This window comes from Bradyrhizobium sp. LeoB3 (genome assembly GCF_055456055.1).
On record NZ_JBVBEF010000016.1, the window covers coordinates 1 to 14,401 of the forward strand.

General features: G+C 61.0%; 12 protein-coding genes and 2 pseudogenes. 3 read left to right on the plus strand and 11 right to left on the minus strand.

Annotated elements, in window-relative coordinates; translation table 11 throughout:
- Positions 1 to 522: 522 nt before the first annotated feature.
- Positions 523 to 1,257, plus strand: a complete 735-nt coding sequence (locus ACZXDY_RS13735; RefSeq protein WP_464345858.1) for a transglycosylase SLT domain-containing protein — start codon at positions 523 to 525, stop codon at positions 1,255 to 1,257.
- A 674-nt stretch (positions 1,258 to 1,931) separates the two neighbouring features.
- Here the strand turns inward: ACZXDY_RS13735 and ACZXDY_RS13740 are convergent.
- The 5 genes and pseudogenes from ACZXDY_RS13740 to ACZXDY_RS13760 all read right to left on the minus strand — a co-directional run bounded on the left by ACZXDY_RS13740 (position 1,932) and on the right by ACZXDY_RS13760 (position 5,315).
- On the minus strand, positions 1,932 to 3,419 hold the full coding sequence (locus ACZXDY_RS13740; RefSeq protein WP_464345859.1) for a pyridoxal phosphate-dependent decarboxylase family protein: 1,488 nt from the start codon (positions 3,417 to 3,419) through the stop codon (positions 1,932 to 1,934).
- A gap of 170 nt (positions 3,420 to 3,589) precedes the next feature.
- A complete protein-coding gene (locus tag ACZXDY_RS13745; protein WP_464345938.1) occupies positions 3,590 to 3,838 on the minus strand; it encodes a hypothetical protein in 249 nt (82 codons plus the stop codon).
- Between the two features lie 2 nt (positions 3,839 to 3,840).
- Positions 3,841 to 3,981 (minus strand): annotated as a pseudogene (locus tag ACZXDY_RS13750) (biotin/lipoyl attachment domain-containing protein); the annotation flags it as partial.
- 40 nt (positions 3,982 to 4,021) lie between these two features.
- A pseudogene (locus ACZXDY_RS13755) lies at positions 4,022 to 4,606 on the minus strand (TolC family protein); the annotation flags it as partial.
- 412 nt (positions 4,607 to 5,018) lie between these two features.
- On the minus strand, positions 5,019 to 5,315 hold the full coding sequence (locus ACZXDY_RS13760) for an HU family DNA-binding protein (protein ID WP_028164672.1): 297 nt from the start codon (positions 5,313 to 5,315) through the stop codon (positions 5,019 to 5,021).
- A gap of 338 nt (positions 5,316 to 5,653) precedes the next feature.
- Here ACZXDY_RS13760 and ACZXDY_RS13765 point away from each other — a divergent pair, with 338 nt between their 5' ends.
- Together ACZXDY_RS13765 and bluB are read left to right on the plus strand one after the other, a co-directional pair.
- Positions 5,654 to 6,640, plus strand: coding sequence for an LLM class flavin-dependent oxidoreductase (locus ACZXDY_RS13765; protein ID WP_464345860.1), 987 nt, complete (start codon positions 5,654 to 5,656; stop codon positions 6,638 to 6,640).
- Positions 6,641 to 6,819: 179 nt separating this feature from the next.
- Entirely contained in the window at positions 6,820 to 7,452 is a 633-nt protein-coding gene (gene bluB / locus ACZXDY_RS13770) for a 5,6-dimethylbenzimidazole synthase (RefSeq protein ID WP_028164674.1), read from the plus strand.
- A gap of 34 nt (positions 7,453 to 7,486) precedes the next feature.
- Here bluB and ACZXDY_RS13775 read toward each other — a convergent pair whose 3' ends face one another.
- The 6 genes from ACZXDY_RS13775 to chvE form a co-directional block, all read right to left on the minus strand.
- Positions 7,487 to 8,419, minus strand: coding sequence for a sugar-binding protein (locus tag ACZXDY_RS13775; RefSeq protein WP_464345861.1), 933 nt, complete (start codon positions 8,417 to 8,419; stop codon positions 7,487 to 7,489).
- 94 nt (positions 8,420 to 8,513) lie between these two features.
- Positions 8,514 to 9,596 carry an ABC transporter permease gene (locus tag ACZXDY_RS13780; protein WP_464345862.1) on the minus strand — a complete coding sequence of 361 codons (1,083 nt, stop codon included), beginning with the start codon at positions 9,594 to 9,596 and terminating at the stop codon, positions 8,514 to 8,516.
- Positions 9,596 to 10,360, minus strand: coding sequence for an ATP-binding cassette domain-containing protein (locus ACZXDY_RS13785; RefSeq protein ID WP_464345863.1), 765 nt, complete (start codon positions 10,358 to 10,360; stop codon positions 9,596 to 9,598). The genes ACZXDY_RS13780 and ACZXDY_RS13785 overlap by 1 nt, the downstream gene beginning before the upstream one ends.
- Before the next feature lie 85 nt (positions 10,361 to 10,445).
- On the minus strand, positions 10,446 to 11,636 hold the full coding sequence (mmsB, locus tag ACZXDY_RS13790) for a multiple monosaccharide ABC transporter permease (RefSeq protein WP_130223873.1): 1,191 nt from the start codon (positions 11,634 to 11,636) through the stop codon (positions 10,446 to 10,448).
- Positions 11,633 to 13,210 carry a multiple monosaccharide ABC transporter ATP-binding protein gene (gene mmsA / locus ACZXDY_RS13795; RefSeq protein WP_464345864.1) on the minus strand — a complete coding sequence of 526 codons (1,578 nt, stop codon included), beginning with the start codon at positions 13,208 to 13,210 and terminating at the stop codon, positions 11,633 to 11,635. Before mmsA ends, mmsB begins: the two co-directional genes overlap by 4 nt.
- Before the next feature lie 73 nt (positions 13,211 to 13,283).
- Positions 13,284 to 14,354, minus strand: coding sequence for a multiple monosaccharide ABC transporter substrate-binding protein (gene chvE, locus ACZXDY_RS13800; protein ID WP_464345865.1), 1,071 nt, complete (start codon positions 14,352 to 14,354; stop codon positions 13,284 to 13,286).
- Between the last annotated feature and the right edge of the window lie 47 nt (positions 14,355 to 14,401).

Consider the following 14,401-nt stretch of genomic DNA (forward strand, 5'->3'; position numbering starts at 1 on the left):
CCCGCGGCAGCTCTTGCTGCTCGCGAGCTTAGCGCCAGCGTCGGGGCGCCAGGACCACACGACTTCGCCGTCCGTGAGTATCACGCTCGTCAGTCGTGACACTCTCGTCCACCGCATCTCACTGCAACGTTCGTGACGATCGCGAGCCGCCCCTCATTCGCCGTGAGACGCGCGGAGTTAAATCACTGATTTGCCCGACGGCGAAAGCGGAATGTTTTTTCCGCGAGGGGTGGACAGACTTTTGCTGATTTGCCCGTCGGGTTGTTTTGTCGCACCCGGCCGCCCGGCCTGAGCCGACTTTCGCCGACCGAATGGTCGCGTCTACCCAACCTTCCATGATGGGTTTTGCTCGCGATCAATCCGCCCTATCAACTGTCGCTTGTTGATTCAGAACAGAATGACGGACCGACGATTCCTGTGTCCTCGCCGCGCACTACCAAGCCCTCTTCTCGCAGGACGCATGTCAGGAGAGGCTGGAACAGGTTCCTCCCTCGCCTTCGCCACTGGCATGGCGGGCGTTGGGTGCGACAAAAACTCACGACAGCACCGCGGGCGGTTGCGGTCGTTGGCGTTGTCGCGATCCTCCTGGCGGCATTCCCTCTGATGAACCTCGTCTACCACGTGGTCCGTAAGCCGACCGAGTTGTTCTTCCTCGTTGGCGGCGCACTCGATAAGAAGCCGAGTGAAACGTGGCGGCAGTACGGACCGCTCTTTCGTGCCTACTCGACCAGCACGATTACACCCGAATTGCTGGCCGCGTTGGCCCAAGTCGAGAGCACCGGCAACCCGGTGGCGCGCACCTACTGGCGTTGGCAACTCAACTGGAATCCTCTCGCAGTCTATCAACCGGCCTCGAGCGCCGTCGGCCTATATCAGATGACCGATGCAGCTTACGCCGAGGCCGCCCGGTCTTGCATCCGCAAGAACGCGGTCGTCGATGCCGACTGCGGATTCACCAGCCTGTATCTTCGCACGCTTCCAAGCCATGCCGTCGAACTGGCGGCCGTATATTTGGACCGCAATGTCGCGGCGGTTCTCGCCCGCGCGACGAATGCGACGGCAAACCCGCAGCAGAAGCAGGATCTGGCCGCATTCATTCATCTCTGCGGCGCCGGCCCGGCGGGGGCTTTCGTACGGCGGGGTTTTCAAACGATGGCTGGCGAGCGCTGCGGCGATCACCTCGTCGCGGCCTATCTCGCCAAGGTCAATGCGATGAAGCGCCAGTTCCTACGCTTTGCTGCCGACGGCCGGAATTAGGGCCGCCCCGGTTACCCGTTAATCTCCCTTAGGCCCGGGCGGGCCCATCGGTCCTGCGGGGCCTGGAGGACCCGCCGGCCCGGGCGGTCCGGCAGGACCGGGAAGGCCGCAGTTTTGTATCACCACGTCTCTCGTATCCTGCCCGGAGGTGATCTTGACAATGCAGGTGGAGGGAAACTCTGGTCCAATCCACCTAAACCCTCCAGTCGAAGTGCTCTCGACCTGCACTGTTTTATTTGGGCTAATCTTTATCTCCACGCCGGGCTCGCGAGGCCGCCTAACCCTTCCTACGATGACCAACTCGCCTCGCGATATGGTGGCAGTCGTGATCAATATCTCTGCATATGCATTTCCATGCCATGTGGTCACACAGGCAGTTATGACAGCCAGGATGGTGCCGATGAACCTAGCGAGCATGACGGGCTTTCCCTCGTGCGTCCTGTCATAATCCGAAATTCATCACCAGAGCTTCGGTTCTGATTCAATCAGAACGGAAGCGCTAGATTCTTGTGTTGACGCGTTTTCTTCACGCGAACCGGTATCCACTTCGCTCGAAAACGCTCTAAGAATAAGAACTCGACTACGCGAGAAGATGTTAACAGGCGCGTTCCGGATAGAAAGCGAAATCTGTCATGGCGGCCGGGAAGCGATGCCGAACCCTGCCTGCGTGGAACTTAAGCTGATGCTGCTCGCGCAGTCAGTCGTCGACCAATTTCGACGATCACCTCGAATGCGGCATCCGCATCGGCTTCCGTCATATCGAATGAACCTGCCTGAAATCGGATGACGAACTGCCCGTCGACTTTGGTCTGCGTGAGATAGATCCGTCCGTCGTTGTTGATCGCATTGATCAGTCGAAGGTTGTGTTCATCAAGGTCGGCAACGTTCTTCGGCTCATGGCGAAACGAGAACAATGAGAGTATGGGCCTGGTTGTCACGCGAAAATCGGCTGTCCGTGTCAGCCGCGCGGCCAGCGCCTCCGACCAGCGCACATGATTGCGGATCATGTTGCGCAACCCATCTAGCCCATAGGCCCGCAGCAAGAACCAGATCTTCAAGGCACGGAAGCGGCGGCCAAGTGGTATGCTCCATTCCGAGTACGATGCGCAGGCCGACCCGATGACCCTTTCGGGGAAGGCTGATACGGCTGGGGCGAAGTGAATGATGCCGTCATGGCCGTGCGTCTTGAGGAATTCTGGGTGAATGGCCAGAGTTCGCACCAGGCTTTCGGGATCGCGCAGAAAATGCGCGGAACAATCGAATTGCGCGCCAAGCCATTTATGGGGATTGAGAACCAGAGAGTCTGCCAGCGCGACTCCTTCCCACAGATGGCGAAACTCAGGGCAAATCATCGCGGACCCGGCCCACGCCGCATCGACGTGAACGTAGAGATCGTGTCGTCTCGCGACTTCACAGATTCCTGCGACATTGTCAGTTCCGCCTACGCTGGTACCTCCGACACTGGCGACAATGCCCGCGGGTAGAAAACCAGCTTGTTGGTCCGAGACGATCGCGGCGTCCAATGCTGCGACATCGAGGCCGCGCATTTCGCCAAGGACCGGAATGCGCACGAGATTGTCTTCGCCAATTCCCGAAATCCAGATGGCGCGATCGATCGAGGTGTGCACCTGATCCGAACTGTAGATCCGCAATCGCGGTTGACCCGACAGCCCCTGCTTGTTGCCGTACCATTTCAGTGCGCGCTCGCGCATGACGAGAACTGCCGCCAACGTTGCCGATGATGCGGAGTCCTGGATGACGCCCTTGAAGCCTTCAGGCAGACCGAGCGCCCGGCGCAGCCAGTCCAGAACACGAGTCTCCAACTCGGTTGCAGATGGCGAGGTTTGCCAAAGCATGCATTGGGCGGCGATCGCCGACACAAATTGCTCGGCGATCACCGAAGCGGGGGCAGCGTTGGCCGGGAAATAGGCAAAGAACCGCGGATGCTGCCAATGGGTGATACCGGGCATCACGATGCTTTCAAAGTCTGCAAAAATGGCGTCCATCGATTCCGGCGATTCGGGCGCGCTTGGAGGAATGGCATTGAAGGTAGCTCCGGGCATTGTCTGAGCCCGGACGGGGCGATTGCGCAGACCTTGGCGATAATTCACGCCCCAATCAGCGGCCTTATGGCTCCAAACGCGAAACTCATCGTCATCCATCGGAGCCTCCTTATCGGCCGTTTGCTCTATCGAAGTGCCGAATGCTGGCCAAAGTTCGACCCCGTGCCTTCGGACACATTTTTTTGCTCCGCCAGCCGTAAGCCAATCCGCAAAAGAGGTCCAACCTCAGATCTCTGCCTGTCCCGTTCGCTGCCAACGTTGCGTTCCCGTCATCCACGATCGGAGCGCCGCAATCGCGACGCTCCGATCGGAAGAGTCAATTGCGAAAGCTCATTTCTTGAACTTCGCCTCCCGGTCTTTCCTTCCGCTCCCTTGAGGGTGATGCTGATCGTCGAGCCGGGTGCGATGTCCTGCTTGGCCTCCGCCCTCAGGGCATTGTCGGCCACCACAAGCGTCAGCGTCTTCCGGTCAGCGCCGGAAGAGACCAGCGCCGAGCCAGAGAGACCCTTGCTCGACATCGGCTTATTCGCTCGCCGAGCGCGATCTGGCGACCTATCACCGTACCGGCGATGGGCGATCGCATCTCATAGACCGTCAGGCTTTGGTTGCTTTCGATCCTGGCGAGTAATTCGCCCCTCTCGACGGAGTCACCGATGCGCTTCGGTCCCGTGCCCCTTGTCGTCGGCTCCGTGCCCCTTCCCCTCCGGCTCGGATTGCTTCGGCGCGGATGCAACCTCGGCACGGCCGATTTCTGCGGGAGAGGACGCGCCAGCATCCACGCGATGTTGAAGCAACGGTGAGAGCCGGTCGATAGCGGCGACCTGCTCATCGAGAATGTGAATTCTCCGCTGCAGCCCGAGCACGCTGAGGAAGGCAATAGCGGCCTCGGACAAGATCTGCAGCCGCACGGCTTGGCGCTCGATCGCGGCCCCCTGAAGGCCGGCTTGACCGGCGGCGATCCGCGCTTCGCGCTTGCCGAACAGCTCGGAGAGCTGGCTGATCTGCGGCGTCGTTTCAGCCGACTTCGTGCCGCGATAGATGCTGGAACCGAACGAATTATCCTGTTCGTAGGAGAGCTCGGGGTTGAGAAGTGCACCCGCCTGGATGCGCTGACCGGTCGCAATGCCGACATCGCGCTCCGCAGCGGTAAAGCGAGGACAGATTGCGAGCGCGCGCTCCAGCGCCGCCCCCAACGTGAGGGTCTGCGAACGAGACACGGCCGTCAGCCAAGGGCTGAGCAGCAATGCCGTCGCACACGCAAGACGCGTGGCGGCCTTGAACAACATGATGAGAATCTGACGAACGACGGATTTCGGACGCAGTGCGCCCAGCGGTCACGTTCAGATCAGGGATGTCGCGCGACAGATTCGCCTCGCGCGCAACGTTCACATACACGGTCATCACGAGCATGGCCAAGAGTCCGCGCCGAGAGCGCGGCAACCTGGTTCAATGCCTCAAGATGGAAAACGTCACTTCTGCGATTCTCGACTAACCGACACTCGCCGAGATAGCACGCAACGCGGCCGGATGTCGATGTGCAATGGTGTTACATCCCTATCGTTGTGCTGCCGCGAGAGAGCAACCATCAATACAGTCGTGCAGGTCTAGCGCTTGGCATCTTGCGGACACCGCACGAGACCGACGGCGCCCGTTGTCGTCTGGCCAGGACCGATCTTTTCGACCACCAACCCATCCGCTTCAGACAGCATCTTTAGCCACCTTCAGAGGTGACGCCTTGACCGACCTGCTGGCTGGCTTGGCCGCGAACTCCATAGGCTCTTTCGTGAAAGGATTTATACCGCTGCGGGCTTCAGTAGCAGGCTTGTTTACGACCGACATTTTGACGAAGCCGGGAATGACGAACTCGCCGCACTCATTCAGCTCCTTGTAGCCTACAGTCGCCATCTGCTCGATGACGGCCTTTACGTCTGCCTTGGAAACCTGCGTTCCTTCTGCAATTGCATCAATCAACTGATTCTTGGTCATCTTGGCCATGATGGATTCCTTTGTGGAGGCTCAGAACAGTTTGAAGCGCATGCGCTACCCGGGGTACGTCACCCTGATCGGAGGCGACAAGCCACGCGGTTCGCTTCTCGTTCGTACCTGTGATCGTGAAGTCTCCGGCCTTAAAACCTATCAAGGCCCAAAACGCAAGGAGCAGGTCGGCACTGTCGGTCAATCGCGTACCGGATTCAGCGGATTGACCCACACAGAGACAGTGCCCATATGGGGTACAAGAATCGAATGAAGCCTGCCGTTTCGGACAAGCTTGGACGCGGCCAAGTATCTCTGGCAGCGTCATTCCACACAGAGGGTTTCGTTCGGGAGTTCCTATGACGACACTGTCTATCCTCGATCTCGTCCGCGTCACTCAAGACACCGATGCCCGCGGCGCGCTCGATAACGCCCGCGACATCGCGGTCCATGCCGAGGCTTGGGGCTATCGCCGCATTTGGGTGGCGGAGCATCACAACATGCCGGGCATCGCGAGCGCCGCGACGTCGGTTGTGATCGGTCATATCGCAGCGGGAACAAAAACGATCCGCGTCGGCGCGGGCGGCATCATGCTCCCCAACCATGCCCCCTACGTCATCGCCGAGCAGTTCGGGACGCTGGCGCGCCTGTTTCCAGGCCGCATTGACCTCGGGCTGGGCCGTGCACCGGGGACCGACCAGCTGACGCTGCGCGCGTTGCGCCGTGCGCCCGAAGCGGCCGAAAACTTCCCGCAGGACGTTCTCGAAGTGCAGGCCTTTCTGGCTCCTGCCGGTCCCAATCAGCGCATCCAGGCGGTGCCGGCGGCGGGAACGGAAGTGCCGTTGTGGATTCTCGGATCGAGTAACTTTGGCGCGATGCTGGCAGCTGAGCTCGGGCTTCCCTATGCCTTCGCCTCGCATTTCGCTCCTGACCTGCTGATCCCCGCGCTGCAGATCTACCGCAGCCGCTTCAAACCGTCCGAGCAACTTGACCGTCCCTACGCGATGGTGGGCGTCAACATCATCGCCGCCGGCAGCGATGACGAAGCGCGCAGGCTGGCGACGACCCAGCAGATGTCCTTCACGAACATCTTCCGCGGCGCGCGGGGCCTCAGCCAGCCGCCGATCGACGATATTGAGAGCTACTGGTCGCCTGCGGAAAAAGCGCAGGCGATGAGCATGCTCGCGCGCTCCATCGTTGGCTCGCCCGATACGGTTCGTTCGGGCATCAATGCGCTCGTTGTGGAAACAGGTGCCGACGAACTCATGATCGTGTCCGATGTCTACGATCACGCAGCTCGGCTGCGCTCCTTCGAACTTATCGCCAGCGCCGCCGGTGTTGCCTAAGAACTGTGTCTTGGTCTTGGGCCCGCCAAGACCGTGCTTGCCTGATCCTGCTTCGCTGGTCAGGGTGATGACGGCGCGGCTTGCAACGCGGCAAATTGGGGGACAGATTGGGCGCGTTCGAACAGATCGGCGAAATCGCCGTGCTGCTGGTCCCGCATCATTCAGAACCGTGAGCCCTGATGGTTTCCTTCGACGAACCCTTTCGCCGGCAACTGCGCGAGCTGTTCGTGTGGCGTCGCGACGTCCGGCGGTTTCGTCCTGATCCGCTCCCAAGCGACGCCATCGAGCGGCTCATCGAGATCGCCTGCCTTTCCCCTTCGGTCGGCCTGAGCCAGCCTTGGCGGTTCGTCATTGTCGAGGACAAGGCGAGACGCCGGGCCGTGATCGAAAACTTCAAGACCTGCAATGCTGATGCGTTGCAGTCCTATTCGGGCGAACGCGCGGCCCGATATGCAGCCCTCAAGCTCTCAGGCTTAGAAGAGGCGCCGGGACACCTGGCCGTGTTCGCGGAAACGACAGGCAACGTGGGTCACGGCCTCGGGCGTGCAACCATGCCGGAAACGGTCGAATATTCCGTCGTCGCGGCGGTCTGCTCGATGTGGCTCGCCGCGCGTGCAGAGGGCATCGGGGTTGGCTGGGTATCGATCCTGAACCCAGCCAGTATCCACGAGATTCTTGAAGTGCCGGAGTCCTGGAAATTCATCGGCTACTTCTGCGTCGGGTACCCCGAGGCAGAGTTCGATCGACCAGAACTTGAGCGGGCCGACTGGGAATATCGGCGAGCGTCGAACGAATTTGCGATTCGACGCTAGTCCATTGCGCCGAAGAAATCCGGTCCAGACGTTCCTACTTCAACATCTTTGCGACGTTGTCCTTCGTCACAACGTCGAGACCGGTGTGGATGATCTCCGGCACCTTCTGGCCCTTCTTGATTGCAAGCAGAGTATCCATCGATTTCTCGCCCATCTCGAACGGACGCTGGCCGACCAGCGCATTGGCATAACCTTCGTTCAGAAGCTCGAGCTGCATCCTGAGGGTGTCGGCCACGACAAGCGTGAACTTGCCGGCGTCCATGTCCTTCTTGCTCTTGCTGGCGAACGCCTTGAAGCCTTCCGGCGCGAACATGGGCCAGCCGCCGATCGGAATGATCGCCGCGAGGTCAGGTGTCGCGGTGCGCAGATCCGTCATCTGCTGCACGCCAAGCGCGGGATCGTCGTTGCAGAAGGTCGGCGAGCCCGGGACTTCGGTCCACTTCGAACCTTTGAGCGCTTCGCGGACGCCATTGACGCGTTCGGCCAAATTCTGCGCACCCGGCCCGCCGGAGATCATTGCGTATTTACCGCCATCGGGCCGGAGCTTCAGCAATTGCTTGCCAAGCGCGAGGCCGAACTCCTTGTTGTTGGTGCCGATGTAGGCGATCCGCTTCGAGCCCGGCGCGTCCGAGTCAAACGTGATGACGGGAATGCCGGCTGTCGTTGCCGCCTCGATCGACTTCGTCATCGCGGCAACATCGGCGACCGAGATGGCCAGGCCGTCCACTTTTTGGGTGATGAAATCCTGGATGATCTGGGCTTGCGTCGCCGGCTCGTGCTCGACGGGACCTTTATAGATGCATTCGATGTTGCCGAGCTCCTTGGCGCGTTTCTGGCAGCCGTCGCGCGCGAAATCAAAGAACGGATTGTTCATGGCCTTGGGCACGATCACGAATTTGTAGCTTTGAGCAAACGCCGGCGTCGCCATCATGGCGATGGCCATGCCGGCAAGAAGTACCTTCCTCATTGCTTCCCTCCACATTTTTTGTGCCTATCCCTTGAAATCAGCGGCTCCGGGAGGCGGATAGACGATCATTTCGTTATCCTCCCGGAGGAGCTCTTTAGGCCATGCGCGATCGGATGCGATCGACCAGCACCGCCGCGATGATGATCACGCCCACGAGAGTCTGCTGCCAATAGGAGTTGACCTGCGCGAGCACGAGGCCGTTGCGGATCACCTCGAGCAGCACGCAGCCGACAATGGCCCCGAGCGGGCCGCCGACGCCGCCGGCGAGATTGGCACCGCCGATGACGGCGGCCGCAATGACGTTGAGCTCGTAGGACGTCGCCATGTTTGCAGGCGCCGATCCCAGCCAGCCGGAGATGATGATGCCCTGCAGACCCGCCGCGAGCGCGCAGATCACATAGACCTCGACCTTCACGCGCACGACCGAAATTCCGGTCAGCGCGGCCGCCTTCTCATTGCCGCCGAGGGCAAAGACGTGGCGGCCGAAACTGGTGTGATGCAGCACGACCGCCATCGCCACCGCGAGAACCACGAGATAGATGAACGACACGGGCATGCCGAGCACAACGCCCGATGTCAGCGCGTAGAAATAATCGGCGTCGGGGCCACCGGGAAAACTGCCGCGGCCGTTGGAGATGACGTAGCCAAGGCCGCGCACGATCGAGAGCATGCCGAGCGTGGTGACGAAAGGCGACAGCCCAAGCACCGCGATGCAAAAGCCGTTGACGAGGCCGACCATCAGCGCGACGCCGAGCCCCGCCAGGACCGAGACGAGCAGGATCAAACCGGGCACATTGGCGACCACCGTCTTGCCGTCAGCCGCCAGATGCACGAACCACTCCGCGCCAGGCGTGCCCGGCGTCGAGATGTACGTCATGACCATCGAGGTGATCATCGCGGAAAAGCACATCATTGAGCCGACCGAAAGATCGATGCCGGCCGTGATAATGACGAGGGTCACGCCGAGCGTGGCGATGGCGATGAAGGAAAAGTTCTTCGCCACATTCTGCATATTGCCTTCGGTGAAGAAATACGGGCTCGCGAAGTTCATCACCACGAACAGAGCCACCAGCGCGATCAGGACGTAGCCGGTCTGCGAGGCAAAGAAGCCGCTCTGCCACCATTTGGCCTTGCCGATATTGGTGAAGGTGATGGGAGATTCCATGGGCGTGGCCATCACGCAGCCTCCTTCGCTCCCGTGATGAGGGAGGTGACTTCCTCGGGGCTGGTGTCATCGATCGCCTTGTCGGCGCACTTCTCACCGCGGCGCATGACGACGACGCGGTCGCAGACCGCGAATACGTCCGGCATGCGGTGCGAGATCAGCATCACCGCGACGCCCTGCTCCTTCAGGCGATGGATCAGGCTTAAGACCTGCTCGACCTGGCGGACCGAGATCGCGGCCGTCGGCTCGTCCATCATCACGAGCTTGGCATTGGAGAGTCGCGTCCGGGCGATCGCGACAGCCTGGCGCTGGCCGCCCGACATCTGCTTGACGAGGTCGTGCGGACGGGTCTCCGAGCGCAGTTCTCCGAACAGTTCCAGCGCGCGCGCCGCCATCGCCTTGTGATCGAGAAAGGCGAACGGACCAAATTTGCGCTTGAGCTCACGGCCGAGGAAGACATTGGCGGCCGCCGTGAGATTGTCGGCGAGCGCGAGGTCCTGGTAGACGACCTCGATTCCGACCACGCGGGCATCGATCGGACGGGCGAAATGAACCGCCTTGCCGTCAAAGCGAATCTCGCCGTGACTCGGCAGGAAATTGCCGGCGATGATCTTGACGAGCGTCGACTTGCCGGCGCCGTTGTCTCCCATCAAGCCAACCACCTCGCCGGGGAGGATGCGCATGTCGACGCCGTGCAGCGCGCGAATGGCGCCGAACTCCTTGCCGATGCCCTTCAACTCCAGAACCGGTTGCCCGGCAGCGTGAGGGGTTGCCATGGTTGGCCTCGCTCAGACATGCTGGTTGACCAGCGTTTCCAGATATTGACACCTGATCTTCGCGTCGAATGGGACCGGTCCGTCGTCACCTGCGCTGGTTGTAGACATCGATGCAGACGGCGGCGAGCAGCACCAATCCCTTGATCACCTGCTGGTAGTCGATGCCGACGCCAAGGATCGACATCCCATTGTTCATCACACCCATGATCATGGCGCCGACCACGGCGCCGCCGACCCGCCCGACGCCGCCATAGGCGGAAGCGCCGCCAATAAAACACGCGGCGATGACGTCGAGCTCGAAACCGGCGCCAGCCTTGGGGGTTGCCGTGTTGAGACGCGCTGCAAAGATGAGGCCGGCAAGCGCGGCCAGAACTCCCATGTTCACAAAAGTCAGGAAGGTGAGCCGTTCAGTCTTGATGCCGGACAGCTTGGCGGCTTTGGCATTGCCGCCGACGGCGTAGATTTGGCGCCCGATGATCGTCCGGCGTGTGACGAAGCCATAGAGCGCGATCAGCGCGGTCATAATCACGAGCACATTCGGCAGCCCGCGATGCGAAGCGATCAGGTAGGTGAAGTAGAGGATAACAGCCAGAAGCGCAGCACTTTTTGCGACGAACAGCGCATACGGCTCGACCTCGATGCCGTGCGATTTCTCACGGGCACGGGTTTTGGCGCTGGCATAGACCAGCGCCAGCGCCAGCACGGCGCCGATCAGCAACGAGGTCGGGTGCAGCGTGTCGGCGCCAGGAAAGAGCTCCGGGATGAAGCCTGAAGACAACTTCTGGAAGGTCGGCGGAAATGGCCCTACGGATTGTCCCTGCAGAACCGCCAGGGCAAGGCCCTTGAACACCAGCATGCCCGCAAGCGTGACGATGAACGATGGAATCCCGAAATAGGCAACCCAGTATCCCTGCGCCGCACCGATCGCCGCGCCGACCAGCAGGCAGGCGATGAAAGCGAGCGGATAGTCGACGTGATAGCGGACCATGAGCACGGCGGCGATCGCGCCGATGAAGCCGGCGACCGACCCGACCGAGAGGTCGATATGGCCGGTGACGATCACGAGCAGCATGCCGAGCGCCATGATCACGATATAGCTGTTCTGCAACACCAGATTGGTAAGATTGAGCGGCTGCAGCAGCGTGCCGTCGGTAACGATCTGGAAGAACAGCATGATCGCGAACAGCGACAACAGCATGCCGTAGTTGCGCAGACTGTTCTTGATGAACCCCGCATGCCCGCGTTGCACAGGCAGCGAAACCGTCTTGTCGCTCATGGCCGCACTCCACCCATCCGCATCCTGTTCCGCTCCGCGCTGCCTTGTATCGGCTTGTTGCGCATGATGGCGCGCATGATCTTCTCCTGCGTCGCTTCGCCGGCGGCAAATTCGCCGACAAAGGCGCCATCGTTCATCACGCAGATCCGGTCGCAGATGCCGAGCAACTCCGGCATTTCCGAGGAAATCACCACGACGCCCCTGCCCGCCTCCGCGAGTTCATTGATGATACAATAGATCTCGTATTTGGCGCCGACGTCGATCCCGCGGGTCGGCTCGTCCAGGATCAGGACTTTTGGGTCCGTCATCAGCCATTTTGACAGCACGACCTTCTGCTGGTTGCCGCCGGAGAGCTGGCCGGTTTCCTGATAGACATCGGAGCAGCGGATTCGCATCCGGTTGCGATAGTCGCTGGCTGCCTTCAACTCGCTGATGTCGTCGATCACCCATCGTGGCGCGACCTGGGAAAGGCTCGCGAGCGTGATATTCTTGCGGACGTCGTCGGCAAGGATCAAACCGAGCTGCTTGCGGTCTTCGGTCACATAGGCGAGCCCCGCGTCAATGGCCGCCGGCACGCTGGAGAGGTCGACCTCGCTGCCGTCCAGCCACACCCGTCCGCTGATGTTGTAGCCCCAGGCGCGGCCGAACAGGCTTGTCGCGAATTCAGTACGGCCGGCACCCATCAGGCCGGCGATGCCGACCACCTCGCCGCGCCGCACGTGGAAGCCGACATTCTTGATCACCTGGCGCTCGGGATGGAGCGGGTGATGGACGCTCCAGTCCTCCACCACCAGCACGGGGTCCCCGATCCTGGCGTCGCGCGGCGGGAAACGATGGGCGAGATCGCGATCGACCATGCTGCGTATGATGCGGTCTTCCTCGACCTGCTCGGTCCGGCAGTCGATCGAGTCAACGGTGCGGCCATCGCGCAAGATGGTGATGCGGTCGGCGACGCGCGCGACCTCGTTCAGCTTGTGCGAAATCAGGATCGAGGCGATGCCCTGCTGGCGGAACGCCATCAGCCGGTCGAGCAGCGCCGCGCTGTCGGTCTCATTGAGACTCGCGGTGGGCTCGTCCAGGATCAGGAGACGCACCCGCTTGGAGAGCGCTTTCGCAATCTCGACCAGTTGCTGCTTGCCGATACCGAGGTCGGTAATGAGCGCATCCGGCGGTTCGCGCAGACCGACCTGGGCCAACAGTTCCCTTGTGCACCGATACACTGCGTCGCGGTCAATCACGCCGAACCGCGCCGGCGGATGCGACAGAAAAATGTTCTCGGCAATCGACATCAGCGGGATCAGTGCCAGCTCCTGATGGATGATGATGATCCCGAGCGCCTCCGAATCGTTGATGTCGCGAAAACGCTGTTCCTCGCCATCGAAGATGACGGTGCCTTCATAGTCGCCATGCGGATAGACGCCGCTCAGCACTTTCATCAGCGTCGACTTGCCGGCGCCGTTCTCGCCGACGAGGGCGTGGATCTGCCCGGCCTCCACCGTGAAATTGACGTCGCGTAGCGCCTGCACGCCTGCAAAGCTCTTGCTGACGCCGCGCATTTCCAGCATTGCCGTCATCGTATCATGTCCTGCAGTGGAACCGAGCTGTCGTCCGGCAAGCGGGCCTTCTGCGCTTGCCGGACCAGTTTGCTCACTCGAATTGCGAACGCTTGTAGTAACCGCTGTCAACCAGCACCTTGTCCCAATTGCTCTTGTACACCACCACCGGCTTGAGCAGATAGGACGGCACCGTCTTGACTCCGTTGTTGTAGGTCTTGGCGTCGTTGACGGGTACTTCCTTGCCGTTGAGCACGGCGTCGACCATATCCGCCGTCACCCGCGCGAGATCGCGGGTATCCTTGAAGATGGTGGAATATTGATCGCCCCGCAGTATTGCCTTGATCGACGGCACCTCTGCGTCCTGGCCGCTGATGATCGGCATCGGCTGATCGGGCGTGCCATAACCGACACTCTTCAGCGAGGAGATGATGCCAATGGAGAGGCCGTCATACGGGGAGAGCACCGCGTCGACGCGCTTCTTGCCGTAGAAGGCGCTGAGCAGATTGTCCATGCGCGCCTGCGCGGTCGCACCGTCCCAGCGCAAGATCGAGACCTTGTCCATGCCCGTCTGCTTGCTGCCGACGATCAGCTTGCCGCTGTCGATATAGGGCTGCAGCACTGACATCGCACCGTTGTAGAAGAAGTAGGCGTTGTTGTCGTCAGGCGAGCCGCCGAACAGTTCGATGTTGAACGGGCCCTTGCCCTCCTTCAGCCCCAGCCCCTGCTCGATCGACTGCGCCTGCTGGACGCCGACCTGGAAGTTGTCGAAGGTCGCATAGTAGTCGACATTCGGCGTGTCGCGGATCAGGCGGTCATAGGCGATCACGGTGATGCCCTTGCCCTTGGCCTGCTTGAGCACGTCCGAGAGAGTGGTGCCGTCGATCGCCGCGATCACCAGCACCTTGGCTCCCTTGGTCACCATGTTCTCGACCTGCGCGAGCTGGTTCGGAATATCGTCCTCGGCATATTGCAGGTCAGTGCCGTAGCCGCGCTCGCGCAGCACCTTGGCCATGTTGTTGCCGTCGTCGATCCACCGCGCGGAGGATTTTGTCGGCATCGCGATGCCGATCGTCGCTTTCTGTGCAAGCGCGACGCGGCCGGATGCCGCGGCGGTAAGGCCCGCCAGTGCGAGCATAAGCAACGTGGTTTTCAGTCTGGCCATATTTTCACTCCCGTTAGGTTAGGAACGTTTCTGTCGTTGCAGTGAGG